This window comes from Pedobacter sp. AC464, assembly GCF_979253075.1.
The window spans coordinates 455941-481536 of sequence record NZ_CEEDBV010000002.1; the positions used below are offsets into that span (position 1 = coordinate 455941).

A 25596-nucleotide genomic window follows, 5' to 3' on the forward strand; every position below is an offset into this window, starting at 1 on the left:
GTTAGTAGCTTAATGTCAATCCGGCGCCATAGCCCATATCACTGTCGTAATGTGTTGAAAGCCCAAAGTACTTCGTAACGATGTACCTGAATCCGGCCATATATTCCTTATCGGTATTGACCATAAACTGGAAGCGCAGTCTTTTGGAAACAGGGATATCTTCCCTCATCAGCTGAAACCTGACATTCCCCTTGTGATCGAGGGAAGCATCTGCAACGATCAACAGCGGTAGGGTATATTGAACTCCCAAATGAAATACCTGCCTGAAATTTTTGGTATTTCCCTGCCCGAAAAGATTGTTTCCCGGCGAAAGTGATTGCCCGAAAACATTCTTGTCCAAGGGATCAACCGTTCTTTTTCTAAAATCCCATCCGACATAGGGCAATAGCCATTGGTTTCGCCCGATATATCTTCCAAAATGACTTTCACTTTCATAGCCCATTTCCTTGTCAAACCCAATCCGCCATTCAGTGGTAAAGCGGTAACGGGTATTGGCGAGCATAAACTCACCATCACTTCCGTTTGTTTCAATCCCAACCCGTGCCATTGGATGAAATGCCCTGTCATCACTGAAAAGTTTTCGCTGTGCCAGCTTGGGGTCCGGGATTTCGGGATTAGGCGGAGAATTCTCATAACTGAATACCCTTCCCATACCGCTCATCATGTGATAGAGAATATGGCAGTGGAAGAACCAGTCGCCTCCTGGCTCTGTTGCTGCAAATTCAAGGGTATCCCGCTCCATGGGCATGATGTCGATAATGTTCTTCATCGGGGCATATTCTCCCTGCCGGTTAATTACCCTGAAGTCATGTCCATGAAGGTGCATAGGATGGCGCATCATACTGTTGTTGTAAAGGATTATCCTAACATTTTCGCCCTTTTTTATCAGTATCTTATCGCTTTCAGAAACGGTTTTGTTATCCAGCGTCCAGACGTAACGGTTCATATTTCCTGTAAGGTCAAACTTAAGTTCCTTCCATGGGCCTTTTGGCAGGGTTGTTTTCTTTGGATCTCGAAGCATATTATAGTTCAGAGTAACGATATCGGCGGTTTCTGCCTCCATATTCATCCCTGCCATGCTCTTGTCACCAGACATCTGCATACCAGGCATCCCCTTCATTTTTTTCTCTGTTTTTGAATTTTCTTCACCGGTTACCTCCGGGTACATCACCGTATTCATATCCATGATCTGGTTCTGCATCTTCATGCCTTCCATCTGTACCATATTGCCGCTCATATCCATCATATCGTTCATCATTTTCATTCCGGCAAAATACTTCAGTTTGGGCATTTTCTCTGCATGGACCTTTTCTCCCTTGCCCAGCCATAGTGATGCTGATCCCGTACGGTCTTCAGGAGTGACCAAAAATTCATAGCTCTTATTTTCCGGAATCGTGACCACTACATCATAGGTTTCGGAAACCGCTATAATCAGCCTGTCGACCTCTACAGGCTCCACATCATTTCCATCGGTAGCGACAACGGTAATCTTGCCCCCTGCATATTTAAGCCAGAAATAATCTGAGGCTCCACCGTTTGCAATACGCAGCCTTACCTTGTCCCCAGCCTTGAACTGCGGCTGTTCGTTCTGATTTTTCCCATGGATGAGAAAGGCTTCATAATAAACATCGCTCACATCCATGGCATTCATGCGCTTCCATTCATTGGCTACCTTTGTTTTAAAATGTCCGGTCCTGATCGCTTCTGCATAACTCTGGGTAGTCCCTTTTTTGATGGCAAACCAGTCGTTGGCATTTTTCAGGCTTCTATGAACCTCCTCGGGCTTCATATCTGTCCATTCGCTAATGACTACTGGAAGGGTTGGAATATCCCACTCCGTACGTTTGTTCATGATAAATGCCCCATACATACCTATCTGTTCCTGAAGGCCGCTGTGGCTGTGGTACCAGTGCGTTCCATGTTGGACGATGGGAAACTTATAGATGTAGGTAGTGTGCGGTTTGATCGGCATTTGGGTCAGAAAAGGAACACCGTCCATCTTGTTCGGAAGAAAAAGTCCGTGCCAGTGCAGCGCGGTTTCCTCGTCGAGATTATTGTGCACGTAGATCAGGGCGGTATCGCCCTGCGTAAAGGTCAGTGTGGGCATGGGGATCTGACCGTTTACCGCAATTGCCCGCTTTGATTTTCTCCCATAATTTACCGTTGTATCGGCTATGTAAAGATCATAACGCACGGTACGTGGTGGAAATTTATTCGCAACGGTCTTAATCGGGCCCAAATTGGCCTTTGCAGTTTTGATATTTTCCATGTCAGAACTGTTATCATCCATTGCCATGCCCGCCATATCCCCCATATCCTCACTCTTTTTGGAACTTTCCTTTGTTCCCCCATTCTGTTCAGGCGCTGACCTGGGCTTTTCCCTGATTAGCTTCATCCCGCATTTGGGACAGTTGCCAGGTTTGGAGTCATGGATCTCAGGGTGCATTGGGCAGGTATAGGTTACTGATTCCTCTTTTGGCTTACTTTCCAATTTTTCTGCCAGCATTTTCATGCCTTCCATAGCTCCCTTTTTTGTACCTTGCTTCTTTTTGCCCGGATCAGCTGTCTTTGCCTTATCCACTTTACCTTTCTGCAGGATAAGCTTCATTCCGCACTTTGGACAGTTACCGGGTTTTTCCGATTGTATTTCCGGGTGCATCACACAGGTATAGATTACCCTGGACTGACCAGCACTGCCGTTCTTGTCCGTTTTCATTCCCTTCATATCCTGGGCGGAAACCACAGAATAAATTATCAATAAAAAGACTGTTAATATATTTTTCATTTCTTTGTTAATTTAAAGAGCAGTGAGATTCTTTCTGTTCAAACTATCCCTTGAATTCTGTACCCACTTTATGAGTATCGACTTTTCCCTTGGATCTAATATTGCATTTCTGTGGATCAGGCTATAAGAGGAAAGCGGCATTGTACCATCTTTTAAGCTATTTTCTATGGCCCGCAGTTTGTTCTGACGCCTCCGCAAGGTATAGCCGGCAAATTCATTAAAGTTCAGCTCCTCTTTTCCCGATCGTATGTGACTGTTAAGGTACCAGTGAAGCGGCTGAACATAGGCATACCATGGATATTCCGTATTGTTGCTGTGACAGTCATAACATGATTTTTTAAGTATCCCCTGCACATCATCAGGCATAGGAACAAGTGTGGATATATCCTGAGGCATAGCCTGCGCGCTTTTATTGCGTGCAGGCTGTAAGATCTGCATAAGCATGAAGATAACTAATAGCCCAAGAAAGGTTTTTTTTATGCCCGTCATTTTTGTGCTATTTCAGTTCTTCTTTGACAGTGCCACAGGTGGGCATCGTTTTTCCAAGGTAAGGGTTTTTGATCTCCTTTATCTCACTCACCCAGATTGCACCCTTGTTATTGTTGTACATGGGACAACGGTCCACATACAGGGGCTTGTCAGTGCCAAGGAGCTTGATCATATCGTACATGTCTTTGCTCAGCATATCGAAATGCTCACGTTGATGGGCAATATTGCCTGCATTGGAACCGATATGCTCTGCGTGCTCTTTGGCATCATCCCGAATATCGCTATATGCCCTGGCCTGCTCCGAAGTCAATGATTTTTCATCAAAACTGGCGAACGCTGCGACCATTTCACTGCCTGCGGCGGCAGCTTGTTTATCATCGTCCGTGGTCAGGGCATTTTTCAGTTTCAGATAGCCGGATAAAAGCGCAGCCGTTTGGGATTTTTTTACATTATTGGTTTCCCTAGAAACATTTTTGGTCGTGGAATCCGCAACAGCGGAATCTTGCTTTTCATTTTTGCCATTTGTACAGGCGGCAAGGAAAAATAGTGGGCCCAGAAGGCTATATATTAATGTTTTCATTGTTTTTGATATATCTTGAATAAATTATTTCGAGCTGTATGTAGAATATATGCATACAGCTATATTGAACGGACCAAAACATCACAATGCTAAATGTCCGCTCAATAACAATATGAATTATTTGATAGTCTCCTTTACTGCACCACAGGTCAGCATCTGCTTACCGAAATAAGGGTTTTTGATACCAGCGTTATCAGAAAGCCAATAGCTCTTTTTCATCGGACAATAGGTATAATAAACAGGCGCTTTGGTGAGTTTAACGGCTTTTGCCAGTTTAAAAAGATTGGCAGAAAAAGTTGCGAAATATTCTCTCTGATGGGCAATATCCTTACTCTCCGATATGTGCTTGGCATCAAAGGCAAGCTTATCCTGTAAACCCATAAATATATTCATATCGGCTTCTGGCATTGACTTCATGTCCATGCTGCCCAGCGCTCTGGAAAACTCAGTGGCTTTTGAGGCGGCGACTGTCGCATCTGCATTTATCAATGCATTTTTGATATCGTAATAAGAAGTTAAAAGTGACTGTGTCTGGCTATTTTGCGCAAGGACGCGGCCAGTGAAAACGATTGCCAATAGGGCAACCAGAAAAAATATTTTTTTCATGATTTTAAGATTAAATGTTTACACTCTTTCCGCAGGAGTTTTGGCCGCGCGAAAGCCAGGCACCATGTCAATGTAACACGGGCTCTATTGGTAATTCTTGGTGAAATCTTATATCTGAAAGCTATTGATGGAAATCCGGATGTCCCTGTTGGGTGGCCGCTCCCGCTGTCCGGCGTAAACGCTCTTTTTGAGAGCCAGTTTGACAGAAGGAATTAAAAAGTTGTAATTATAATCTGGAAGCAATAGAACAGGTAGGATAACCTGGTTTTTAACGCTTTGGGGAACAAGCTTCCCCTGAACCACAAGGTCGTTGACCAGAGTCTTGCAACAGGGATCTTCTTTTGAAAGATTCGGTCCATTTGAAGCACTGTGTTTATGCACATGTGCACCTTTATGCTGATGATCATGTTTGTGATTATTCTTTTTAGAGGAAACATGTACATCACTTTCTCCATGATTATCTCTTTCCATTCCAACTGCACAGGCAAGGCCAACAACAGTGTTGAGCAGAAAAATCACTAAAAGAAAGATGGCTTTGGTTTTCATCAGACTACAAATCTATATAAAGATGCAAAATTAAATTTATATAATTTCCCATATCTTTTATATAATTATATTAGAAAATCACCTCAAATTTCTGACATTGAACTTGTTTCAATATTTTTCGGCCCCTCGAAAAGTAATTTCGTTTCGCAGACTCCGACCTGTCAAATGCTGGATTTGCTTTTCACCAAGGTCCAGACAGTATTAGCGCAATCAAGCTACATACTATGCCAAATTTTACTTACCATGGGTATTTATCCATAAGATATGACGCACCAAATCATAACCTTACCCTCCATTTTTGAATATCGATTCACCCTCCAAGAGGTAGGCTCTACTGGTGACCACTATTTCACCTAGTGAAATGCCAGACAATACCTGCACATAGCCCCCGTTCCCTGCTCCGGTATTGACCTTTCTTCCAGAAAAACTTCCATCACGATTTTTGATCCATACCTTATTGCCTTTACCTCCTGCTAGTATTGAAGATGTGGGCACAGCAACAGCATTCTGTTTTCCATTACCAATGGAAATGTATGCCAACATCCCCGGCCTGATCAGCCCCTGCGTATTTGGAACTGCGATCCGGATGAGCACAACCTTAGATTCATCTGATAGTTCAGGATTTACAAATTCCACCTTGCCTTTAACAACCTGTCCGTTCAGATCTGGAAAAGAGACATTCACCATGTCATTTTCCTTATAGTTTCCGCTTTCGCCGGCATATAACTGCGCCTCTATCCATAGATTGGCTAACCCTTGCGTTTTTAATATAGCCATCCCTTCAGTTACGTAATCACCCTCGTGGATGGCTATGTCGCTTACCGTTCCGTTAACCTTGCTGTATATGGTAACAGTGGCCGAAGTTTTGGACAAAGAAGAAAGATTTATGATCTGGGCGGAGTTCAGGCCCCATAACAATAACTTGTGCTCTACTGTCTTGATCATGGCCTCATAATCGACGTCAGGATTATTTAATACCTTCTGCTGCTGCCTGGCCAAAAGGTATTCTTTTTCGGCTGATAACAGGTCTTCGCTATAAATGGAATACACTGCCTGACCTATTGTTATTTTTTCTCCAACGGACCTAACAAATAAACGCTGTATGCGTCCGGCCACTCTTGCACTGATCTCTTCCGCCTTACTTTCGTCCGTGGCAACTGTTCCGGTCAGAAGTTTTTCGCCCCCTGTATTTTCTTCCCTTACCGTATCAACTGTTATGCCTGCCAACTGAATCTGGCTTGCTGTCAATGTTATTTTTTCCGTGGCAGAATTTCCTGATCCAGTAAGTTCGACCTTGATCAGTTTCATGCCACAGATCGGACAGTTGCCGGGATGGTCTTCATGTATCTGTGGATGCATGGAACAGGTATAGTAAAATTTGCTTTTTGCTTTTGCCGCCGGCTCTGCTTTTTGTTTGCAGCTGTTAAATATACTTACTGAAAGCACAATAATCAGTAAGGCACAGATCCTTTTCAGGTTAATTCTTTTTATGTTATTCATGACCCTTTGTTTTGATGAAACTCTCACTGTCTGTTAAATACCCTGCATCTACTGCCAGGGTATCGGTTGCGGAAAGGCCTCTTGTTATCTGTATTTCGTTCCCTTTGAAAGTCCCAATATTTACACTATGTGCATAGTATAAGCTGCCTTTTTTTAGCCAGATTATTTTTGTCTGCCCAAGATCCTGCAGAGCAGACCTCGGTATCCAAAGCCCTTTGGATTTTCCCGTCTCTATTGAGGCATTGATTAGACTGTTTACCTTCAGCTGATGTTCCATATTGTCCAGATAAACCCTTGCGCTAACCGTTTTGTCACCTTGCTGAAGGGTAGGTTCAATAAAATCTACTTTCCCATATAACGTTTTACCTGGCAGATCCGGCAGGGTAATCTTAACCGGTTGATTTAACTCTAAGCTGGCCAGTGAATTTCTGTCGATCTTGATAATGGCCTGGAACAGGGCAGCCCAGGTGATCAGCTCAGGCATAATCTGGTAAGGGTGCCTTAAAATATGAACCGGCCTATGGTCCGACAGAGAAAGCCTGCGTTTTTTAAGGTAGACGGTAAAAAGAAGAATTGCGCAAAGCAGCAACCCTCCCGGTAAGCTTCCCCTTGGCGAGAGGATGATTTGTCCGGGTTCAGCAGCAAAAGCAGCATAGTTCCCTGCAGCATAAACCAGTTTATACCCGATAAGAAAACCTAAAAATCCATTGGTTATCCATTCCCATAACAAAATCTCCTTCTTAGGCTGTATAATAATCTCAACAGGTGCTATATGTCCTGCAGCCTCCTTTCTTTTAAGCTCAGCAGAAAACAGCAGGTAACCAGAAATAAATGCCAGGGCCACAAAGAAACCGAAAGTCTGAACGGGAAGCGGAATATATATTCCAAATAGGTATTCAATAAGATGGGTCAGGGTTGGGAACATAGGCAGAAACTGAAAAACCGCAACGTAAAAAAATATATTAGCCGCCATCAGGAAATTGCCCCAAGTAGTCCATAAAGTGGGGACCCTTTAAAAAGCAGATCCCCACTGATCCTATTTGGATAACAATAAGTCTTAAGCCAGCAAGCGTTTGAGCCACTTTAATTCAATATATAAAATTAAATGCCCAAAGACTAGTAAGCCACGCCTCAGAAGCTAATTATGACCTCATTGTTACGATTCATAGTTATGGTGGTACCTTTAAAAAGTCGCACTGATCGGGCTATTTCTTTCCGGGTCGATCAAAAAACATAAAGATTAACAAGGGATAAAAAATAAAAAACAATATGTGATTTTTGTCAGCTTTATCCCTGGACGAAGTGTTAGGTTTACTTTGGAAAAAACGCGCTGCATGTTTTAATTAGGGAACCATAGAGAGTTTCTTTGTAAATTTATTATACCCTTTATTCTATATCCAAAAAATGTATTCCAATATTTTAAAGAATTTTGGCGCAGGCCTGCAGTATAGTTATCTTTAAAATCCAAAACAGCTAAAATGAAAGATATGACCATTGCGGAATACATCGAAAGACTTTTTCCCCAGTTTGAACCTGCCCTTAAGACCATCCTTATCGAGAATGCGACGCTTAGGGATTTTCAGGGAGGTGATATGCTCATGCAAACTGGGCAGAATATGCGCTCCACGGTGCTTATCGTAGAAGGCATGGTAAAGCTCTACAGGGAGGGAGAAGATGGACAGGAATTCTTTATGTATTATCTCCAGCCAGGAAATGCGTGTGCACTTTCCATGATATGCGCAACCAAACAGGAAACCAGTCAGGTAATGGCAAAGGCCATTGAACAGACCAAGGTACTCATGATTCCCATTGCCCTGATGGATAAGCTGATGCGGGATTACAGAACATGGTATTACTTTGTCATTGAAACATACCGTATGCGCTTTGAAGAACTCCTCTTTGTCATCGATAATATCGCCTTTAAGGCAATGGATGAGCGGCTGGCCTTTTACCTGAAAAAGCAAGCTGGAGATTTAAACACAAAAGAACTGCACCTTACCCACAGTGAAATTGCATCTGATTTGAACACCTCCCGGGAAGTAATTTCAAGGCTGCTTAAGAAAATGGAGCAGGCAGGAGAAATTAAGATGTACCGTAATTACATCGAATATTTAGCCTAAGCCCATAAAAAGAATAAAGTTATTTTTACTGCGAAAGGCATCACTTCTTGAAAATATAATGAGTGTGACAAAAGTCACCAACATTGGTAGATGATAACTCGATTTTTGTTAAAAAATAACAGAAATGGAAATCATTGCATACGTTGCATCTGCCTTAATTGGAATTTCGCTTGGATTGATCGGCGGTGGCGGTTCTATCCTCACCATGCCGGTACTGGTTTACCTATTTGGGGTTAATCCGCTATTGGCTACTTCTTATTCATTGTTCATCGTTGGCTCTACAAGTTTAGCAGGTACAGTCGGGAATTTTAAGCGTGGGCTGGTGAATATTAAAACAGCTTTGCTGTTTGGTAGTGCATCCATCTCAACTGTATTCTTAACCCGCAAATTCATTATCCCCCTTATACCCAAGATAATAATAAAAATCGGCGATTTTGAGTTAACAGAAAACATGCTCATGATGGTACTCTTTGCAGTTTTGATGGTAGCGGCTGCAACAGCGATGATTAAAGGTGCAAGAGCAGAAAGCAGCACCCGAATAGAAAAACCCCCACTTCACATCGGTAAACTGTTTTTATACGGCATTGCCATCGGCCTCGCTACTGGTTTTTTGGGTGCTGGTGGTGGCTTTCTACTTATTCCTACACTTGTTATTTTAGTGGGCTTACCCATGAAAGAGGCCGTAGGTACTTCACTTTTCATCATAGCGCTTAATTCGCTCATCGGTTTCACCGGCGATCTTGGACATTTCCATATCGACTGGATCTTTCTCGCCAAAATTACTACCGTTGCCATCGCCGGTATCGTGGTAGGTGGAATGATAAACAAAAAAATAGATGGAGGAAAACTGAAGAAAGGTTTCGGGTGGTTTGTACTGGTTATGGGTTGCTACATCATTCTAAAAGAGGTAATATTTAAGTAACCTTCAGAAACAAACTCCTTGTGTGACAAAAGTCACCAACGACCATATCGTTAAGGATTAATTTTGACATACTAATTTAATCATCATGATTATAGAACAAATTTACACCGGATGTCTGGCACAAGGTGCCTATTATATAGAAAGCAACGGAGAGTCGGCCATTATCGATCCGCTTCGAGAGGTTAGTCCGTATATGGAACGTGCACGGAAGAACAACGCAAAAATAAAATACGTGCTCGAAACACATTTCCATGCCGATTTTGTATCCGGACACATTGATCTGGCTAAAGAAAGCGGCGCAGAAATCGTTTACGGGCCGAATGCAAAACCCGACTTTGATTTTTACGGTGCGAAAGACGGAGAAGTGTTGCGACTTGGTGGGGCAAAGATTAAAGTGTTGCACACCCCAGGACATACCATGGAAAGCACCTGTTTCCTGGTTAGCGATGAGCAAGGAAAGGAAATAGCACTGTTCTCCGGCGATACGCTTTTTATAGGCGATGTGGGAAGACCCGATCTGGCACAGAAACCGGTCAGTGAGCTTACAAGTGAGATGCTAGCAGGTTATCTCTTTGATTCTTTACGCAATAAGATCATGCCTTTAAGCGATGATATTATGGTTTATCCTGCACATGGTGCGGGTAGCGCATGCGGAAAAAATATGAGCAAAGAGACCACCGATCTTTTGGGAAATCAAAAGAAGACCAATTATGCGCTAAGGGCAGGCATGTCCAAAGACGAATTCATTAAAGAGGTTACTGATGGTCTTTTACCGCCTCCTGCATATTTTCCTGAAAACGTCATGATGAACATCCATGGATATGATAGTTTTAACAAAGTGATAGAACGAGGCATGCAAGCCCTTAACCCCGATGCTTTTGAGCGGGTTGCAAATGAAACAGGAGCGGTAATTCTCGACACAAGAGCTCCAGAGGATTTTATAAAAGGCTTTCTCCCAAACTCGGTAAATATTGGCATCGATGGAAATTTCGCCCCCTGGGTAGGAACTTTAATCCCGGACATTAAACATCCTATTTTACTTATTACAGATGAGGGTAGAATTGAAGAAGTGCTCACCCGTTTATCAAGAGTAGGATTTGATGGTGCAGTAGGTTACCTAGATGGCGGCGTCGTTGCCTGGAAAAAAGCTGGTCAGGAAACCGACGAGATAAAATCGGTTTGTGTAGCCCGGCTGGCCGAAATCGGCAAAAAAGCGGAGGTAAATATTCTGGACGTCAGAAAAACAAAGGAATACTTAAGCGAGCATGTCGAGGGTGCTGTCAACCTTCCACTGGATTATATCAACGAAAACCTCGGCACCGTCGATAAAACCAAGACCTACTTTGTTCACTGCGCAGGTGGTTACCGTTCTGTTATTTTCAATTCCATCATGCGCTCACGCGGGTACCACAACCTCATCGATGTGGCTGGTGGTTTTAAGGCCATACAGGAAAACGGATGTATTCCGACTACAGCATTTGTATGTCCAAGTACCTTAATATAAAAGGGATATGAAAAATGAGAAAAAATCGCACTGGGAAAAGGTGTATTTAGAAAAAAGTCCTGACCAGGTCAGCTGGACGCAGGTCTACCCCACAGTTTCAATGGAGATGATAACGGGGTTCAATCTGGATAAATCTGCTCCGATAATCGATATTGGCGGGGGAGACAGTCTGCTTGTGGATTTTTTGCTTCAGGAAGGCTACAGCGATATTACCGTAGTGGATATATCTTCCCGGGCATTGGAAAAGGCAAAGGCAAGGCTTGGAGAACTGTCTGGCAGGATACACTGGATCGAGACAGACATCAGGGATTTTGTGCCGCAAAGAAGTTATGCAGTCTGGCATGACCGGGCCACTTTTCATTTCCTTCATTCATCAGAGGAAATCCATAGTTATGCAAACACGGCAGGTCAGTTTACCGGAGAATACTTGGTCATGGCGACTTTTTCGCTCACCGGACCAGAAAAATGCAGTGGCCTGCCCGTTTCAAGATACAGTGAAAGAACGCTGCGCGAGATATTTAGAGAAGGGTTTACCGAAATAGAGTGCAGGCCGCAAGAGCACACTACCCCAATGCAAAGCACGCAGGATTTTCTGTTCTGCAGCTTTAAAAAAAATACAGAGCAATAAGAAACGAATAAATACAATGAATAAACTACTTCAAATGATCAGCAGTTTTTTTTCAAAAGGTGCGTACAACCTCGATGGCTACCACTTCAAAAACGAATTTACAAAAAGCAGTGACGCAGTCCTCTTAGATGTAAGGACAAAGCCTGAATATGCCCCAGGCGCGCTTCCTTCAGCCATATATATCGATTTCCTGGGTTCTGCCTTTTCTTTAGAACTTGCAAAGCTGGATAAGGCCAAGCGGTATTTCCTCTATTGCAGAAGTGGAAAGCGTTCCTCCTCAGCGGTATCGGAGATGAGAAAACTTGGGGTGGAAGCATTCAACCTGGTTGGAGGTATCGGTACCTGGCCAAAATGAAGAAATATATTCAAGAAATATTGATCTATTCAACGCTGCCGGCCGGATTTCTTCGGGATGGCAGTTTGCTAAAATGATTCAGCACTTACTTGCTCAAACCGCCACAGGCATTACCTTTTAACAACAACAAAAACACCCATATTAACATTTCATTTAAAAAACATGATTGATTTTATTAAACAACCCTGGCCTTGGTATTTCTCGGGCAGCATGATCGTACTCATTATGCTCATCCTACTTTTTTTCGGAAAGTCCTTTGGCTTTTCATCAAACCTGCGAACGATGTGCAGCATAGCCGGAGCAGGCAGGAAAGTAAAATTTTTTGATTTTAAATGGAAAGACCAGACCTGGAACCTCATGTTCCTTATCGGCTCGGTAATAGGTGGATTTGTTGCTACAAATTACCTTAGCAGTCCATCTCCCGTAAAATTATCATCCGCCACAATCTCCGATTTAAATCAATTGGGCATTAAGTTCGATGGTGGGTTAAATCCAACCGGCCTGTTTTCACTGGAAGCAATGAAAGATTTAAAAACGCTGGCTATTTTACTCATCGGTGGTTTATTAGTCGGTTTTGGATCTCGTTATGCAGGCGGTTGTACTTCTGGTCACGCCATATCCGGGCTTTCGAATCTGCAAGTACCATCACTAGTAGCCGTAATCGGTTTCTTTGTTGGTGGCCTGATCATGACTTTCCTCATCATGCCTTTTATCTTTTAAATCTAAAAAAAATGAAATTCATAAAATATATTCTTGCAGGAACACTTTTCGGAATCATCATGACCAAGTCTGAGGCTGTTTCCTGGTACAGGATCCAGGAAATGTTCCGTTTCCAGTCTTACCATATGTATGGAATTATTGGTACGGCCGTTGTACTTGGCGTAATTGCAGTATGGCTGATCAAAAAATTCAAAGCCAAGGATCTGGCCGGAAATCCGATTGTCTTCCACGATAAGGACAAGGCCTATATAAAATACCTACTAGGCGGCACCATTTTCGGCCTGGGCTGGGCACTCACCGGCGCCTGTCCCGGCCCCATGTTCGTCAACCTTGGGAGCGGATATGCCGGTATGGCGGTGGTCATCCTTGGTGCGCTCCTGGGCACCTATCTATACGGAGCGATGAAAAGCAAGCTCCCTCATTAATAAAATAGAATCTGATGAGCAAACTAAGGGCTATAATAGACCATAGATGTCCCAGGTGCCGAAAGGGAAAATTATATACCCATTCCATGTTCCATTGGAAATATGATCAGATGAATAAAAAATTTGCCTGCTGCAACCTGAACTATGAGATAGAGCCGGGCTTCTTTATCGGAGCGATGTATGTGAGCTATGTTTTCATTGTCGCAGAACTTGTCAATGCGGGCATTCTGGCATTCATGATCTTTGGCGAAGAAGAGCAGTGGGCAATCATCGCAACCACTATTTCTCCGGTCATCCTACTGTTCACCTTCAACTACCGCTATGCCAGGACCCTTTTGCTCCATATCCTCTCTCCGATCAAATATGATGAAAGTGCAGGCAGAAACTGCTGAGAAGATTTTGGGGCGCTGTGACAAAAGTTACAGTGCGAAGAACCGCTAAAGGGTAAATTTGATGTAAACCTGGCAAAGGCAGGAATCATACCGTTAAACACATTAATCAAAAATAAAAACACATGAAAATAGAACAATTTGAAGACAAGCACCTCTCCCATTACAGCTATGCGGTACTGAGCGAATGCCGGAATGAAATCATATTGATCGATCCCTCCAGGGATCCGTCTGCATATTACCATTTTGCCGAAAAACACCAGGCCAAAATAGTTGGTGTTATCGAGACGCACCCGCATGCGGATTTTGTGAGTGCTCATCTTGAAATCCATCATAAGACCGGCGCAACAATATATTGCAGCAAACTCAATACGCCGTCCTACCTGTTTTCCCCATTTGATGAAGACCAGACGATAACCCTGGGAAAGATCACCTTAAGGGCAATCAACACCCCGGGGCACTCTCCGGATAGTATCAGTATTTTGCTCGAACACGATGGGAAACAAAAAGCGCTATTTTCCGGAGATACCCTTTTTATCGGTGACTGCGGAAGGCCGGATTTAAGGGAAAGCGGAGGTGATTCAATGGCGGAACGCAATTTCCTTGCCGCCCAAATGTACCATTCATTAAGGGACAAACTGATGAAACTCTCAGATGAAGTGATTCTGTATCCGGCACACGGGGCAGGTACGCTCTGCGGAAAAGCGTTGAGCGAGGCCAATAGCAGTACCATTGGTGCTGAAAAAAGAAGTAACTGGTCACTGCAGGAAATGACTGAGGCCGATTTTGTGAGCGCATTAAATGAAAACCAGCCATTCATTCCATTTTACTTCCCTTTTGATGTGGCCTTGAACAAGAAAGGCGCAGCACCGTTTGAAGATTCGGTAAGTGCGGTTCAGATCATGGAATCCGGTGAAAACTTAAAACCAAATGCCCTAATTATCGATACGCGAAGGGAAGATGTTTTTAAGAAGGGACATATAGAAGGCGCTGTAAATATCATGGATGGAAACAAATTTGAAACCTGGCTGGGCAGCATTGTGAAGCCTGAAGAGCCTTATTATCTTATGGCAGAAAATCTTGCTACATTGCATAGTCTTATCGCGAGGACCGCATCCATCGGGTATGAAACGCAGCTTGCCGGCGGTTTTATAAACGCAGTAGAAACTGTCCCGGATGAGATTATCGATATCCAAAATTTTAAAGAGAACCAAAATGGATATACCATTGTGGATGTGAGGAACAAGACAGAGCGTATGGAAAACAGTATTTTTGAGAACAGCATAAATATTCCACTGGGAAATTTAAGGGAAAGGGTAAACGAAATTCCGCTGGAGCAACCCGTAGCAGTACACTGCGCCGGTGGATACAGAAGTGCGGCTGCAAGCTCACTGATTGCATCCGTTATTGATGGCAAGCAAAAGGTGCTTGATATTGGTGAGGCCATTAAGGATTTTCAGAATTAATATTTTAAAAGTGTGAAAACAGAAAGAAACAACGAGGATAAACTGCAGGTATTTGCCCGGTTTGGAAAATATCTCGTATGGACGTCATTTCTATTCGTTGTGATCATGTTTTCTCTTGTTTTAGCACTCAGCGGATTTCATCTTCCAAAAAGTTTCTATGCGGATAAGCCTAATCCATCCATTCAAAAGAATCAAATAAAACCTTTAGAGCGCCGTGTTGCTAAACCCGAATATTGGAAGGCGCCTGATACGATGCAGCTTCAGGGCAAAGCTGATGCGGATCTGATCAGGTATGGCCGGGATTTGATTGTCCGTACGGCATACTATTTAGGGCCGCAGGGTATCGTAGGAAAGCTGACTAATGGTATGAATTGTCAGAACTGCCACTTGGATGCAGGAACCAGGCCCTTTGCGAATAATTTCTCCATCTTTTATGCAGGTTTTCCAAAAATGAGCGCAAGAAGCGGTAGAAAGGAAGAAGCCTTTGAACGGATTAATGAGTGCTTCGAGCGAAGCATGAACGGCAAAGCTCCGGGAAGAAATTCCAGGGAAATGGTCGCCATGTTGGCCTATTTAAAATGGGTTGGAAAAAAACAGGATGCCGCACATTCCATTGCGGATAATTCGGTAAAAAAAATCCCATATCTGGATGTGCCTGCAGATCCCCTGAAGGGGAAAATGGTATATGCCTCCAAATGCAGCAGCTGTCATGGAGAAACGGGCAAAGGCGTTGCCTCACCTGATGGAAAAGGATATATGTACCCTCCCCTTTGGGGCAGGGACAGCTATAACGATGGTGCAGGAATGTTCAGGCTTGGAAATTTTGCAGGATTTGTCAAAAACAACATGCCTTATGGCGCCACCTACAAAGATCCGAACTTAACGGATGCGGAAGCCTGGGACGTAGCTGCATTTGTGAATGCGCAGCCCAGACCGCACCTGGATTCCAAAAACGACTATAAAAACCTGTACACAAAGCCAATAGATTATCCCTTCGGGCCATATGCAGATCACTTTAGCGAAAAGCAGCATAAATATGGTCCCTTTATTGACATGGCTGAACAGCACGCACCTATAAAACAGAAAAAATAGAAACATGAAAAAATTACTGATCTTACTCCAGCTTGTCATCATGATGGTCATCACCACCAATGTATCTGCACAGGAGACAAAAAAACCGTTTACGGGTGCTGTTGCAAAAAAGAAATCATATAAAGCGCTATATGTACTTAACAGTGCCGAGGAAAAACATATTTCGGGAACACTCAGGAACATCAACAATGCTTTGGAGGATCCAAGATTGAAGGGAAAACTGGAGGTTGAGCTTATCGCCTTCGGGGATGGCGTGGCGGTTTATCGCAAGGATGGAAAGTTCCTTGAGCAGCTTAATTTGCTAAAGTCAAAGGGCGTAATTCTGGCGCAGTGCGAGAATACCGTTCGCGAGCGGAAAATCGATAAGTCAGATCTCTTCGATTTCATCAGCTATGTGCCAAGCGGCAACGGAGAGATCATCATCCGTTCGGCGGAAGGATGGGTAATCGTTCATCCCTAATGTAAAAACCAAAACGGCAGTGAATCTTTAAAAGGTGCAAATTGGTATTTCGATACGATGCAAAGATTAGGATCAGTTGTGCCGGATCCATTTCACCCGGGGCCGCAAACGCCGAAAATTATTGTCATGTTTAAATATCAATGGCTTATGCCGGCAACACTAAAATTCAAAAGGTTCGACAAAATTGTCTATCATCGTATGTGCTGTGCGGAGTAACGCATTTAAAAATGCTAGGGAATTTATCGAAAAGCTACATAATTAAAACAGTACTCGCCCAAACAGCATTGATAAAATTTTGTTAATCAGGCATGCGGTGATCCGTCAACCAATATTATCAATAATGGAAAAAGAAGAACAAGCCATTCCTAAATCAAACACTGGTGACCATCTGGCCAACGAACGGACTTTTCTTGCCTGGATAAGAACTAGCATAGGAATTATGGGCTTTGGTTTTGTGGTGGTAAAGTTTTCACTTTTTATCAAGCAGATCACTCTCGCTCTTGGGGCCAAAGCCGTCGTACACCAAACCGGCAACTCACAGAGGATAGGAATACTTCTTGTCGGGGTAGGCGCACTGACCATCATCCTGGCATTTATGCGCTATCAAAAAACTCATACACTTATTAATCAAGGCAGTTATTACCATTCCTCTACACTCATCAAAGTCCTTACCGTGGTTATTTTCATTTCAAGCATGCTTTTGTTGATATATCTTGTAAGAACGACTTAGCGGATCTCTGACATGGAAACACTGATTGTGAGCACGAATACCAAACTTGAGAGAACCCGTACTTTATCACCGGTCAAATATGTTTCGCTACCAAACGCAGCAGGTCGTGAATATCGAAAGGCTTTTTAATAAAATTCTCTGCAGCGCAGCCCCTTCTAATGTCATAACGGTCCGCATGAGCACTCATCATGATAATCGGAACATTCCGGGTTTTCTCTAAGGACTTCAGGTAACTGCAGACTTCAATGCCGTTTCCATCGGGGAGCATAACATCCAGCAGAAAAAGATCTGCAACATGATCACTTAGCCCTGCCATAAACGAGCTTACCGAAGAAAACGCGGAAACCCCGTACCCCTCACTGTTAAAAAGAAGCTGTAATACTTCGGTTATACCCTCATCATTTTCCAAAAGATATATCATCTTTTCCATTTGTCATGCATATTGTGGGTTGCCCCTGGTTATAATAAATCTGATTTGCCATTCCTACGAATGTTTTTTTAAAGGTCTAAAAAGGCCCCTACTTCCTCAATTTTCGCTTCTCATTGAGATGGCCGGTTTCCAGGTTCAACCGCTCCAGCAGGTAACGCAATAAAACCTCTCTATCTTGGTTTGCGGGGTGATATGCGTTATCTCCACCCTTTGCTGAGGATTTATTATGGTCAAAAGTTTCAAATGGTTGTGAAATATTTTTCTCTGTCATAATTTAAATTTTAGTTAAATATTTTGCCTATTATTTTTTAGTTCCTGAAATTGCCAGAGCCAAACGAAGTCCAAAAAAGGAAACCTGCCCTCCGCTGCTTTTCCAACCCTCATAACGAAGGCCGAGATCTGCACTATAATGCTTCGAAATTGGAATGCTGGCACCCAAAGTCGGTCCGTAGGCAAAAGAGGTATTGAGTCGGTCTCCAAGAGTATTTGCTGCACCAAGCTCAAGGGCAGCGTAATAGATACCTTCAAAGTAATATTTTGCTCCGACTTTAATTGGAACAACACCATTCATGCTTGTTGGCTCTCCTAAATAATCGAGACGTTTTTTTACCTCATCCCTGTAGCGGAAAGTCATATAGCCCGCAGATCCGGTTAGGTTGAGGTGCTCCGAAACCTTGAATTCCACCTTTGTTGATGCCCCATATCCGTTGACATAAGTTTTAGCCGTCTTACCGGTCGGAAAGCCCATGACAAAGCCTACCGATATCTTGGGGACGGCAGTTTGATCTTGCGCCTTTACCTTTACAGTCATTAATAACAGGAAACAGATCAGAAAAGGTTGAAATGTCCATCCGGCATAGGCACTCATAGGGAGGTCCTGTAAAAAATGTTTAACTCGGCCGCAATGCTTTCCAGGTAAGGGGCAAGCTTAAAATCTCTTGATACAAAGGATATTACCCCTTGTTTTTTACATTCCCAAACCGTCCCAACCAGCTCTCCCTCGATGTAGACCTGGTTGCATCTTTTCTTTGGGACATCTATGCAAATGTGTTTTCCCCCGATTTCAAACTCATGGTTAAATTCTAAATCTTTCATATTTTCCTTTTTTCTTATCTGACTAATAAAAAGATTTGCCGGGCGGCTAATATCCGCCCGGCAATGTTTTATAGCGTCTGACCGCTTTTGATCTCATCGTTCGCGGGCGAAATAATCTCTGTCCCGGCTTTGATGGAACCAAAAATCTCGGTCATCTCTGTTCCCTTCATCCCTTCCTTAATGTCAACGAGCTTGGCTTTACCATTTGCAATTTCCACTACGTACTTCCGTTCTGTAGAACGCACGATAGCAGAATTAGGCACAAGAAGCGAAGTCGCACCGGATTTAAGCGGGATTTCAACCTCGGCATACATGCCGGCCTTCAACCTGTTATCTTTATTGGCCACGTCAACCTCGACGATTTCCTGGCGCATGTTGCCCAGTGAATTTGCAGACCGGCTGATCTTGGCCTGGCGCTGTTCCCCCGGCAGCGCATTGAAGCGGAACTTGACCATCTGGCTTAGGTCCACTTTGTCTACATAATCCTCAGGTATAGAAACTTCAAGCCTCATGTGGGTCAGGTCCTGCAATACCAGCATGGGTAGGTCCGAAGATTTGCCCGCCGACACCAGTGCTCCCGGTGATACATTCCTGTCAACGATCACCCCGTCAAAAGGCGCATATACTTTCAAGTAGTCCTGCATGGTACGTACGGAGGATACATTTGACCGCTCAGCCTCAGCTATGGCCTTATCTCCTTTCATCCTGGAAAGCGCATTATCAAGTTCTAGCGGAGATACCGAACCTTCCTCTTTTGCTGCTTCTTTCAGACGTCTGTATTTCTCACTGCTCGCCGATGCGGTCTCCCGTGCCTGCAGGTAACGGGAATTTGCCGATTGCAATTGTGATTCGAGTTCCGGTGCTTCCAGGGTCATCAGCAGCTGGCCTTTGGTCACCTTAGAACCCAAATCGACCAGTATTGCTTTCACAAAACCATTGGCCTTGGGAAAAATGTTCACCTGGTTGAAAGGCTTGAGCACCCCGGGAATGCGGGTAAAACTGGAAAGGGCCTCTTCTTCGACCTTTGTGGTTTCATATTTGGCTTCCTTGCCGTTTTTTTCGGGACTGATGTTCACGGGCTTCTGGTTTCCGCCACACGCGGCCAGAGTACTTATAATTATTATGATGGGAATGAATCTGGTTTTCATGTTGTTTATCTTTTAAATTCTTGTTTTTCTAGGCATTAGGTTTGGTTCTTTTAAGCTGCTTTTTTTCTGTACCCAAGCGAAAACCTGCGGAAGGATGAAGAGCGCGGCAAGGGTTGAAAAGAATAGCCCACCAATAACAGCCCTGCCGAGCGGCGCGGTCTGTTCACCGGATTCGCCCAACCCAGAGGCCATCGGGATCATCCCGGCTATCATCGCAAAACTGGTCATCAGGATCGGCCTTAAACGAATCCCGGCACTCACCACTGCCGCCCGGGTAGAATCCTTGTAATCCAGCCTGAGTTTTTCGGCGTTGGTCACGATAAGTATCGCATTGGCCACTGACACCCCGGTGGACATGATCATCCCCATGTAGCTCTGTAGATTGAGGGTCGAGCCTGTAAGCAATAATGCGGTAAGCGACCCAAGGATTACAGCAGGAACGGTCGAAAGAACCGTCAGCGAAAGCTTGAAAGACTGGTAATTGGCCGCAAGCAGCAGGAAGATCACCAATATCGCAAAAGCAAGTCCGCCCTGAAGAGAAGATAGTGTTTCAGTCAACAGGCTCGACATACCTTTCACTTCAGCAGTTAGTCCCTTAGGAGGCGTGCCTACGGACTTTAGTGCCTTTTCTACATCAGCAGTTGCCGTTCCAAGATCCTTTTTATAAATGTTTGCGCTCACGGTCAGAAAGCGTCTTGGCCCGGAGCGGTCATATTCTCCTGGAAGGTAACTGGTATTGAAAGTAGCGATGTCGCCCAGTACCGGACTGCTCTGCCCTTTAACCAAAGGAATTTCTTTGAGCTCATCCATTGTATTCATGACATACTCTGGAACCTGTACCTGTACCTGGTAGGTATAGGCGGTTTTTTCATCGAGCCATTGGTTCTTCTCAGTAAATCGGCTGGATGAGGTACTTGCAGTAACTGACCTTGCGATATCAACCACGTTCAGCCCAAACTGCGCCGCCTTTAATCTATCAAGGGTAATAGAAACCACGGGAATGTGCAGGGGTTGAGCAATCTGGATATCACGGAGGTAATCTATTTTTTTAAGTTTAGAGAGCACCTTATTAGCGTAAGACTCGATCTGGTCCATATCTTTTCCTGCTACTCTGATCTCAATAGGAGTTGCAGCGCCTTGGCTCATAATCTTTTCGGTCATGTCAATCGGCTCAAAGGTGATACGTAGGTCAGGAAGTTTATAAGCGATGTTCTTTCTCAGCGCATCTTTCAGCTCATCCATATTTACCTTATAATCTTCATCAAGGTTCACCTGAAGCACAGCCTCATGGGTACCGGTATTGAAGATATATAAGTTACTTGTTCCGTAACTACTCGGAATAAGCCCAACGTATCCCGAACTAACTGCGATATGGTTATCTACTGTCTGATTGATAATGGAAAGTACCTGCTTAAATTTCTCCTCGGTGCGCTCTAATCTGGTACCGTCCGGCGCTTTGATGCGTATCTGGAACTGTCCGTTATTGAGCTTTGGCATCATATCCTTTCCAATAAAAACAAATCCCAGTCCTGCAAGAGAAATCACCAGAACTAAATAAATCCCGACAATACCTTTTTTCATCGGCATCCACCGCTGGATGATTGCCATAAACCGCACCTTCACCCTTTCAAAGAAATCATTTTTTTCCGGTTCATCCTTTTCATTTTGCAGATGCTTTTCTACCTGCTCTCCTTGCCTCTCGTCCAGGGCCTCTCCTGCATGAGCATGGATCTTACCATGGTCATAGTGCTGGTAACGTTCTTCGTTTATCATCCAGTTGGATAGAATGGGAACTAAGGTCTGGGCCACGATGAAAGAGACAACCATGGTGAAGCCAATCGAAAGGGATAGTGGCAAAAACATCGCCTTTGGTATACCGTTCATCATAAAAGATGGTGCAAATACTGCCAGAATACACAGCAGGATGAGCAGCAGCGGGAATGCGATTTCTTCACAGGCATCGTAAATGGCTTCGCGTTTGGGCTTGCCCATTTCCAGGTGCTGATGGATATTTTCGATCGTCACCGTTGCCTGATCGACCAGGATCCCTATTGCAAGTGCCAGACCGCTCAAGGTCATGATATTTATGGTCTGACCGAACATGCCTAGTAAAAGCACCCCAATTAAAATCGATACCGGAATGGTGATCACCACGATAAGACTGCTTCGCAGATCACGCAGGAATAGCAACACCATTAGGCCCGTTAATAGTGCACCAAGACCACCTTCAGTGATCAGGCTTTTTACCGAGTTGATAACGGCAACAGACTGGTCAAATTCATAAGAGATGTGGACATCGTCCGGCAAGAGGCTCTGCATTTCGGGGATTTTGGCCTTTAAGGACTTTACCACTGACCAAGTCGAGGCGTCTGCTGTTTTGACCACAGGAATATACACAGACCGTTTCCCGTTGATCAATGCATAATCCACGGTAACATCCGCTGCATCGGCAACCCTTGCCACATCCCTTACCAATATTGAAACGCCGTTTTTTGTAGCTATTGGAATGTTGTTGAATTCATCGACCGTTTTAACCAGGGAGTTCATAGAGGTCACCATCATGGTATTGTCCAACCTTAGATTTCCCGAAGGAGACATGACATTGAACTTGGATAAAGCCCCTACCACCTCGTCCGGAGTCAGATTATAACTCCTTAATTTGCTCGGATCTACACTAATGGTAATCGAGCGGGAATTGGCACCGAATGGCGGTGGCGCTGAAAGCCCTGCGACAGAGGAAAACATGGGCCTGATACGCGTTGCCGCCATATCATAGATTTCTTTCAGACTGCGGGATTTGGCCGAGAGTACAAGCTGGCCTACTGGCAGTGAAGAGGCATCAAAGCGGACCACCTGCGGAGGCAAAGCGCCTGGAGGGAAGAACTTCATGGCCCGGTTAACCTGCAAGGCAACCTGGGCAGAAGCCTCTGCCATATTGGTGCTTTCATAAAAACTCAGCTTTAGCATCGTCAAACCCTGAATGTTTTTGGCGGTAATATTCTTAACGCCATTAACATAAAGAAACTGATCCTGTAGACGAGTGGAGAAGAAGCCCTCCATCTGTTGTGGAGACATACCTCCGTAGGATTCAATAACATATATTGTCGGCGAATTAAGCTGGGGGAAAATATCTATTGGGATCTTCAGCGCACTGAGAACTGCAAAGAGCAGTAAACTCGCGGTGATCACCACTGTTGTAATCGGCTTTTTCAGGGCCGAGGTAACCATTGACATATCTTTATTATTTTAATGTGTTTAACAGTGAATCTACTTGGTTGGTGGCGATAGCCTTTTGAAAAAGCGCCCGGATGTACAGATATTTTGCGTTGACAAAATCGGTTTCTGCACGGTAAAGGATGGTCAGGGCTGCATTGAGCTCAATGATGTCGGTCAGCCCGTTCTTATAAAGCGAGAGCTTCTGGCGATACCCTGCGGCCGCTGCCTTTAGCTGGTTTGGTATTTCATCGAGTCTTTTATGCGCGGTACTGATCTCAAGGCCTGCCTGAAGGGCGGCATTTGATAACATTAGCCGCTCCTGCTGTAGTTCCTTTAAGTAAAAATTGCTACTGGCCTTTTGGGTCCTAAGCTTCAACTGACGCCTGCGCAGATCAAATAAGTTATAACTGATCCCTACGCCCACGAGGTAATTTTCCCGTTGCCATTCCAAGCCATTCGAGAGACTGTTGAAATTATCATTGGCATCAATGCTTGATCCCCTTGACCAGGCAGCAGCTTGCAGGCTTACCTTTGGATTATAGGCTTTTTTGACCAGGTTTTCCTTCTCAACGCTGCTTAGATAATTGCTTTTGTAGAAATCAAGCAGCGGATGGCTTGAACTGTCGGTCAACTTTACCGATAGGTTTACCTCAAGCGATTTTAGCCGATCCAGGATCGTACTGTCAGCGACAATACTTTCCGGATTTAGCCCGCTGATTGCTGCAATGTCGAGCTGAACCTGTCTGTAGGTATTGTCCATTTCAATATAGTTCAATCTTGATTTGGAGAGTTCGGCCCCTGCGATACTGGTATCCACACCCGGACGCACACCGCTTCTGGCAAGGGATAAAATCGAACGGTTGATCTGCTCATTGCGACTGATATTGCTTGCTTGAATGGATAGCATGTCCTGAAGCTTTAGTAGACTCAGGTAATCATCAATAGCGATGGCCCTTGTCTGGTATCGGCGCTGGGCAAACTTGGATCGTTCAACGACAAGTTCTGATTTGGCGACTGCATTCTGAGCTTTATAGGCACCAAAATTATAGACCTCCCAATCAAGGGAGACAATACCAAGATTAGTAAGTGTAGCCTTGGTAGTGCTTTCAGTCCTAACACCTCTGGAATTGGAAGGAACAATACCAAAGGCCATGTATGGCCCTGCAACATTATTGTTTGAGCCCAGATCTGCCTGATAATTAAGCTTCAGATTTGGAAGGGCATTCGCCGCGGTCTCTCTTAACTGGGCGGCACGTATATCAACTGTTGCTGAATCAGCGGCCAGTGAAGGTGAAAAAGCGGTCACGTGATCGATCAGATCAACGATCCCGATGGGCTTTGGGGAGGTTTGGGCATGGCTTTCCAGCCCCATATATAAAAGTGGGAACAAACAGAAAATCTGTTTAATACGGATCATGTCTTTAAATTAAAATTTAAGGAAAAAGATTTGACGGACGTCTTGGACAGGAAACACGGTGATTAACCGGCCGTCGTCACTTCATCATTTGAAGGACCTGTCAATAAAAGAAAATTGAGATAAATCTCAGATCCGAAAGACCTGGTTGGAAATATAAATTGGGACTGATCCGGCAATCCTGTATCTGATCTCAAGAAAATACCTGTTTAGGTTAGAGGCTAAAAGCGAAAGCCCCAAAAATAAGATGACGCCGATAAGAAAAGCTTCCAAAACAGGAAGCACGGTTTTCTTGCGTTCATCAAGGATACACTTAAATTGTCTGGTAATTTTTGAATCCTTTCCAAGCGGAGAAAAGCTACCTTTGTACTGCGCAGCTGATTTTATTCCCCGGGCGGACTCTAAAAGGGAGAGGTTGGATAAAAAAAAGATATTGCCCAAAGAGATAATCAGGTACAGCAAGACGACTCCAATTATAGAGCAATTTGGTACCTGCTTAACTTTCAAACCCTTCAAATTTAACAACCTAAATATATAGGCGCTAAAATCTGCATTAATCTAAAAAGATGAGAGGATAAACCGCAACAAAACCGTTACAAAATATCAACAAATATTAGGTTACGATATTTCTCACCCTACTTTCGATTGTCATCGAATAATTTCTTTTTCCTATACTGTCCCTCCATCTTGTTGTTCAAAACTTTATCAAAATTAACCACAGCTTCACAATGCTCAAAAAGGGTCGAACTTCCGCGGGTTGACCCTACTAAGTGGCAATATGAGGCATCTAAAAAGTATGCCTCTTATTTTTTAAACATTAAGAACTTGAAAATAAGTCACTTACAATAGATTAAATTGAATTTTTCGGTTCGAACTTTTTAGAATTTTCCCTAAAATTAAGATATACCGCAACTATTTATAAAACACCAATTGTCTAGACATCAGTGTTGAACTCCATAAACTGCTATCTAATTAG

The 25596-nt window shown here is 43.9% G+C and carries 26 protein-coding genes; 12 read left to right on the top strand and 14 right to left on the bottom strand.

All coding sequences use genetic code 11. From position 1 onward, the window contains the following. Position 1 precedes the first annotated feature (1 nt). The 7 genes from AC0IWT_RS12665 to AC0IWT_RS12695 all read right to left on the bottom strand — a co-directional run bounded on the left by AC0IWT_RS12665 (position 2) and on the right by AC0IWT_RS12695 (position 7431). Positions 2 to 2785 carry a multicopper oxidase domain-containing protein gene (locus AC0IWT_RS12665; RefSeq protein ID WP_471797467.1) on the bottom strand — a complete coding sequence of 928 codons (2784 nt, stop codon included), beginning with the start codon at positions 2783 to 2785 and terminating at the stop codon, positions 2 to 4. Positions 2786 to 2797: 12 nt separating this feature from the next. After that, on the bottom strand, positions 2798 to 3274 hold the full coding sequence (locus AC0IWT_RS12670; protein ID WP_056095245.1) for a heme-binding domain-containing protein: 477 nt from the start codon (positions 3272 to 3274) through the stop codon (positions 2798 to 2800). Between the two features lie 7 nt (positions 3275 to 3281). Then, positions 3282 to 3854: a DUF3347 domain-containing protein gene (locus AC0IWT_RS12675; protein ID WP_056095249.1), complete on the bottom strand. Its 573-nt coding sequence runs from the start codon at positions 3852 to 3854 to the stop codon at positions 3282 to 3284. Positions 3855 to 3971: 117 nt separating this feature from the next. Next, a complete protein-coding gene (locus tag AC0IWT_RS12680) occupies positions 3972 to 4460 on the bottom strand; it encodes a DUF3347 domain-containing protein (RefSeq protein ID WP_471797468.1) in 489 nt (162 codons plus the stop codon). 108 nt (positions 4461 to 4568) lie between these two features. After that, positions 4569 to 5006 carry a hypothetical protein gene (locus AC0IWT_RS12685; protein ID WP_056095255.1) on the bottom strand — a complete coding sequence of 146 codons (438 nt, stop codon included), beginning with the start codon at positions 5004 to 5006 and terminating at the stop codon, positions 4569 to 4571. Between the two features lie 285 nt (positions 5007 to 5291). Beyond that, positions 5292 to 6506 (bottom strand): efflux RND transporter periplasmic adaptor subunit, encoded by a 1215-nt coding sequence (locus AC0IWT_RS12690; protein WP_471797469.1) that lies wholly within the window; start codon positions 6504 to 6506, stop codon positions 5292 to 5294. Continuing rightward, positions 6499 to 7431 carry an efflux RND transporter periplasmic adaptor subunit gene (locus tag AC0IWT_RS12695; protein WP_159435276.1) on the bottom strand — a complete coding sequence of 311 codons (933 nt, stop codon included), beginning with the start codon at positions 7429 to 7431 and terminating at the stop codon, positions 6499 to 6501. Before AC0IWT_RS12695 ends, AC0IWT_RS12690 begins: the two co-directional genes overlap by 8 nt. A gap of 553 nt (positions 7432 to 7984) precedes the next feature. Here AC0IWT_RS12695 and AC0IWT_RS12700 point away from each other — a divergent pair. The 12 genes from AC0IWT_RS12700 to AC0IWT_RS12755 all read left to right on the top strand — a co-directional run bounded on the left by AC0IWT_RS12700 (position 7985) and on the right by AC0IWT_RS12755 (position 17317). Continuing rightward, on the top strand, positions 7985 to 8626 hold the full coding sequence (locus AC0IWT_RS12700) for a Crp/Fnr family transcriptional regulator (protein ID WP_090985886.1): 642 nt from the start codon (positions 7985 to 7987) through the stop codon (positions 8624 to 8626). A gap of 124 nt (positions 8627 to 8750) precedes the next feature. Further along, complete coding sequence (locus AC0IWT_RS12705) at positions 8751 to 9548, top strand: sulfite exporter TauE/SafE family protein (protein ID WP_056095265.1); 798 nt, start codon at positions 8751 to 8753, stop codon at positions 9546 to 9548. Positions 9549 to 9633: 85 nt separating this feature from the next. Continuing rightward, complete coding sequence (locus AC0IWT_RS12710) at positions 9634 to 11052, top strand: MBL fold metallo-hydrolase (protein WP_440790363.1); 1419 nt, start codon at positions 9634 to 9636, stop codon at positions 11050 to 11052. Between the two features lie 100 nt (positions 11053 to 11152). Continuing rightward, the gene (locus AC0IWT_RS12715) at positions 11153 to 11680 is read left to right on the top strand and encodes a class I SAM-dependent methyltransferase (protein ID WP_471797470.1); all 528 of its coding nucleotides are present in this window, start codon (positions 11153 to 11155) and stop codon (positions 11678 to 11680) included. A gap of 16 nt (positions 11681 to 11696) precedes the next feature. Beyond that, positions 11697 to 12035 (top strand): rhodanese-like domain-containing protein, encoded by a 339-nt coding sequence (locus tag AC0IWT_RS12720; RefSeq protein ID WP_197413310.1) that lies wholly within the window; start codon positions 11697 to 11699, stop codon positions 12033 to 12035. 162 nt (positions 12036 to 12197) lie between these two features. Then, the gene (locus tag AC0IWT_RS12725; protein ID WP_056095272.1) at positions 12198 to 12755 is read left to right on the top strand and encodes a YeeE/YedE family protein; all 558 of its coding nucleotides are present in this window, start codon (positions 12198 to 12200) and stop codon (positions 12753 to 12755) included. Positions 12756 to 12766: 11 nt separating this feature from the next. Then, positions 12767 to 13180 (top strand): DUF6691 family protein, encoded by a 414-nt coding sequence (locus AC0IWT_RS12730; protein ID WP_090985890.1) that lies wholly within the window; start codon positions 12767 to 12769, stop codon positions 13178 to 13180. Positions 13181 to 13290: 110 nt separating this feature from the next. After that, entirely contained in the window at positions 13291 to 13572 is a 282-nt protein-coding gene (locus tag AC0IWT_RS12735; RefSeq protein ID WP_187593152.1) for a DUF983 domain-containing protein, read from the top strand. Positions 13573 to 13694: 122 nt separating this feature from the next. Then, positions 13695 to 15035: an MBL fold metallo-hydrolase gene (locus AC0IWT_RS12740; RefSeq protein ID WP_056095282.1), complete on the top strand. Its 1341-nt coding sequence runs from the start codon at positions 13695 to 13697 to the stop codon at positions 15033 to 15035. Between the two features lie 12 nt (positions 15036 to 15047). Beyond that, complete coding sequence (locus AC0IWT_RS12745) at positions 15048 to 16127, top strand: c-type cytochrome (protein ID WP_199562757.1); 1080 nt, start codon at positions 15048 to 15050, stop codon at positions 16125 to 16127. A gap of 40 nt (positions 16128 to 16167) precedes the next feature. Beyond that, positions 16168 to 16587 (top strand): DsrE family protein, encoded by a 420-nt coding sequence (locus AC0IWT_RS12750; protein WP_471797471.1) that lies wholly within the window; start codon positions 16168 to 16170, stop codon positions 16585 to 16587. Positions 16588 to 16927: 340 nt separating this feature from the next. Beyond that, positions 16928 to 17317 (top strand): YidH family protein, encoded by a 390-nt coding sequence (locus AC0IWT_RS12755; protein WP_056095288.1) that lies wholly within the window; start codon positions 16928 to 16930, stop codon positions 17315 to 17317. A gap of 73 nt (positions 17318 to 17390) precedes the next feature. On the opposite strand, the gene AC0IWT_RS12760 is transcribed toward AC0IWT_RS12755, so the two are convergent. The 7 genes from AC0IWT_RS12760 to AC0IWT_RS12790 all read right to left on the bottom strand — a co-directional run bounded on the left by AC0IWT_RS12760 (position 17391) and on the right by AC0IWT_RS12790 (position 24623). Further along, on the bottom strand, positions 17391 to 17747 hold the full coding sequence (locus AC0IWT_RS12760; protein ID WP_056095291.1) for a response regulator: 357 nt from the start codon (positions 17745 to 17747) through the stop codon (positions 17391 to 17393). 88 nt (positions 17748 to 17835) lie between these two features. Continuing rightward, positions 17836 to 18018 (bottom strand): hypothetical protein, encoded by a 183-nt coding sequence (locus AC0IWT_RS12765; RefSeq protein WP_056095295.1) that lies wholly within the window; start codon positions 18016 to 18018, stop codon positions 17836 to 17838. Between the two features lie 30 nt (positions 18019 to 18048). Next, a complete protein-coding gene (locus AC0IWT_RS12770) occupies positions 18049 to 18615 on the bottom strand; it encodes a hypothetical protein (protein ID WP_056095298.1) in 567 nt (188 codons plus the stop codon). After that, positions 18612 to 18842 (bottom strand): hypothetical protein, encoded by a 231-nt coding sequence (locus AC0IWT_RS12775; RefSeq protein ID WP_056095301.1) that lies wholly within the window; start codon positions 18840 to 18842, stop codon positions 18612 to 18614. Before AC0IWT_RS12775 ends, AC0IWT_RS12770 begins: the two co-directional genes overlap by 4 nt. A gap of 68 nt (positions 18843 to 18910) precedes the next feature. After that, positions 18911 to 19990 (bottom strand): efflux RND transporter periplasmic adaptor subunit, encoded by a 1080-nt coding sequence (locus AC0IWT_RS12780; RefSeq protein WP_056095304.1) that lies wholly within the window; start codon positions 19988 to 19990, stop codon positions 18911 to 18913. Between the two features lie 12 nt (positions 19991 to 20002). Next, a complete protein-coding gene (locus AC0IWT_RS12785; RefSeq protein WP_056095306.1) occupies positions 20003 to 23224 on the bottom strand; it encodes an efflux RND transporter permease subunit in 3222 nt (1073 codons plus the stop codon). Between the two features lie 7 nt (positions 23225 to 23231). Continuing rightward, positions 23232 to 24623, bottom strand: coding sequence for a TolC family protein (locus tag AC0IWT_RS12790; RefSeq protein WP_056095310.1), 1392 nt, complete (start codon positions 24621 to 24623; stop codon positions 23232 to 23234). Between the last annotated feature and the right edge of the window lie 973 nt (positions 24624 to 25596).

What these genes read in the sequence shown, in the direction of transcription:
- AC0IWT_RS12670 (WP_056095245.1), bottom strand. Translation starts at nt 3,274, where the DNA reads ATGACGGGCATAAAAAAAACCTTTCTTGGGCTATTAGTTATCTTCATG.
- AC0IWT_RS12690 (WP_471797469.1), bottom strand. Translation starts at nt 6,506, where the DNA reads ATGAATAACATAAAAAGAATTAACCTGAAAAGGATCTGTGCCTTACTG.
- AC0IWT_RS12710 (WP_440790363.1), top strand. Translation starts at nt 9,634, where the DNA reads ATGATTATAGAACAAATTTACACCGGATGTCTGGCACAAGGTGCCTAT.
- AC0IWT_RS12750 (WP_471797471.1), top strand. Translation starts at nt 16,168, where the DNA reads ATGATGGTCATCACCACCAATGTATCTGCACAGGAGACAAAAAAACCG.
- AC0IWT_RS12755 (WP_056095288.1), top strand. Translation starts at nt 16,928, where the DNA reads ATGGAAAAAGAAGAACAAGCCATTCCTAAATCAAACACTGGTGACCAT.
- AC0IWT_RS12730 (WP_090985890.1), top strand. Translation starts at nt 12,767, where the DNA reads ATGAAATTCATAAAATATATTCTTGCAGGAACACTTTTCGGAATCATC.
- AC0IWT_RS12685 (WP_056095255.1), bottom strand. Translation starts at nt 5,006, where the DNA reads ATGAAAACCAAAGCCATCTTTCTTTTAGTGATTTTTCTGCTCAACACT.
- AC0IWT_RS12775 (WP_056095301.1), bottom strand. Translation starts at nt 18,842, where the DNA reads ATGAAAGATTTAGAATTTAACCATGAGTTTGAAATCGGGGGAAAACAC.
- AC0IWT_RS12725 (WP_056095272.1), top strand. Translation starts at nt 12,198, where the DNA reads ATGATTGATTTTATTAAACAACCCTGGCCTTGGTATTTCTCGGGCAGC.
- AC0IWT_RS12740 (WP_056095282.1), top strand. Translation starts at nt 13,695, where the DNA reads ATGAAAATAGAACAATTTGAAGACAAGCACCTCTCCCATTACAGCTAT.
- AC0IWT_RS12770 (WP_056095298.1), bottom strand. Translation starts at nt 18,615, where the DNA reads ATGAGTGCCTATGCCGGATGGACATTTCAACCTTTTCTGATCTGTTTC.
- AC0IWT_RS12735 (WP_187593152.1), top strand. Translation starts at nt 13,291, where the DNA reads ATGAATAAAAAATTTGCCTGCTGCAACCTGAACTATGAGATAGAGCCG.
- AC0IWT_RS12765 (WP_056095295.1), bottom strand. Translation starts at nt 18,018, where the DNA reads ATGACAGAGAAAAATATTTCACAACCATTTGAAACTTTTGACCATAAT.
- AC0IWT_RS12780 (WP_056095304.1), bottom strand. Translation starts at nt 19,990, where the DNA reads ATGAAAACCAGATTCATTCCCATCATAATAATTATAAGTACTCTGGCC.
- AC0IWT_RS12680 (WP_471797468.1), bottom strand. Translation starts at nt 4,460, where the DNA reads ATGAAAAAAATATTTTTTCTGGTTGCCCTATTGGCAATCGTTTTCACT.
- AC0IWT_RS12785 (WP_056095306.1), bottom strand. Translation starts at nt 23,224, where the DNA reads ATGTCAATGGTTACCTCGGCCCTGAAAAAGCCGATTACAACAGTGGTG.
- AC0IWT_RS12700 (WP_090985886.1), top strand. Translation starts at nt 7,985, where the DNA reads ATGAAAGATATGACCATTGCGGAATACATCGAAAGACTTTTTCCCCAG.
- AC0IWT_RS12760 (WP_056095291.1), bottom strand. Translation starts at nt 17,747, where the DNA reads ATGGAAAAGATGATATATCTTTTGGAAAATGATGAGGGTATAACCGAA.
- AC0IWT_RS12720 (WP_197413310.1), top strand. Translation starts at nt 11,697, where the DNA reads ATGAATAAACTACTTCAAATGATCAGCAGTTTTTTTTCAAAAGGTGCG.
- AC0IWT_RS12705 (WP_056095265.1), top strand. Translation starts at nt 8,751, where the DNA reads ATGGAAATCATTGCATACGTTGCATCTGCCTTAATTGGAATTTCGCTT.
- AC0IWT_RS12675 (WP_056095249.1), bottom strand. Translation starts at nt 3,854, where the DNA reads ATGAAAACATTAATATATAGCCTTCTGGGCCCACTATTTTTCCTTGCC.
- AC0IWT_RS12790 (WP_056095310.1), bottom strand. Translation starts at nt 24,623, where the DNA reads ATGATCCGTATTAAACAGATTTTCTGTTTGTTCCCACTTTTATATATG.
- AC0IWT_RS12715 (WP_471797470.1), top strand. Translation starts at nt 11,153, where the DNA reads ATGGAGATGATAACGGGGTTCAATCTGGATAAATCTGCTCCGATAATC.
- AC0IWT_RS12665 (WP_471797467.1), bottom strand. Translation starts at nt 2,785, where the DNA reads ATGAAAAATATATTAACAGTCTTTTTATTGATAATTTATTCTGTGGTT.
- AC0IWT_RS12695 (WP_159435276.1), bottom strand. Translation starts at nt 7,431, where the DNA reads ATGTTCCCAACCCTGACCCATCTTATTGAATACCTATTTGGAATATAT.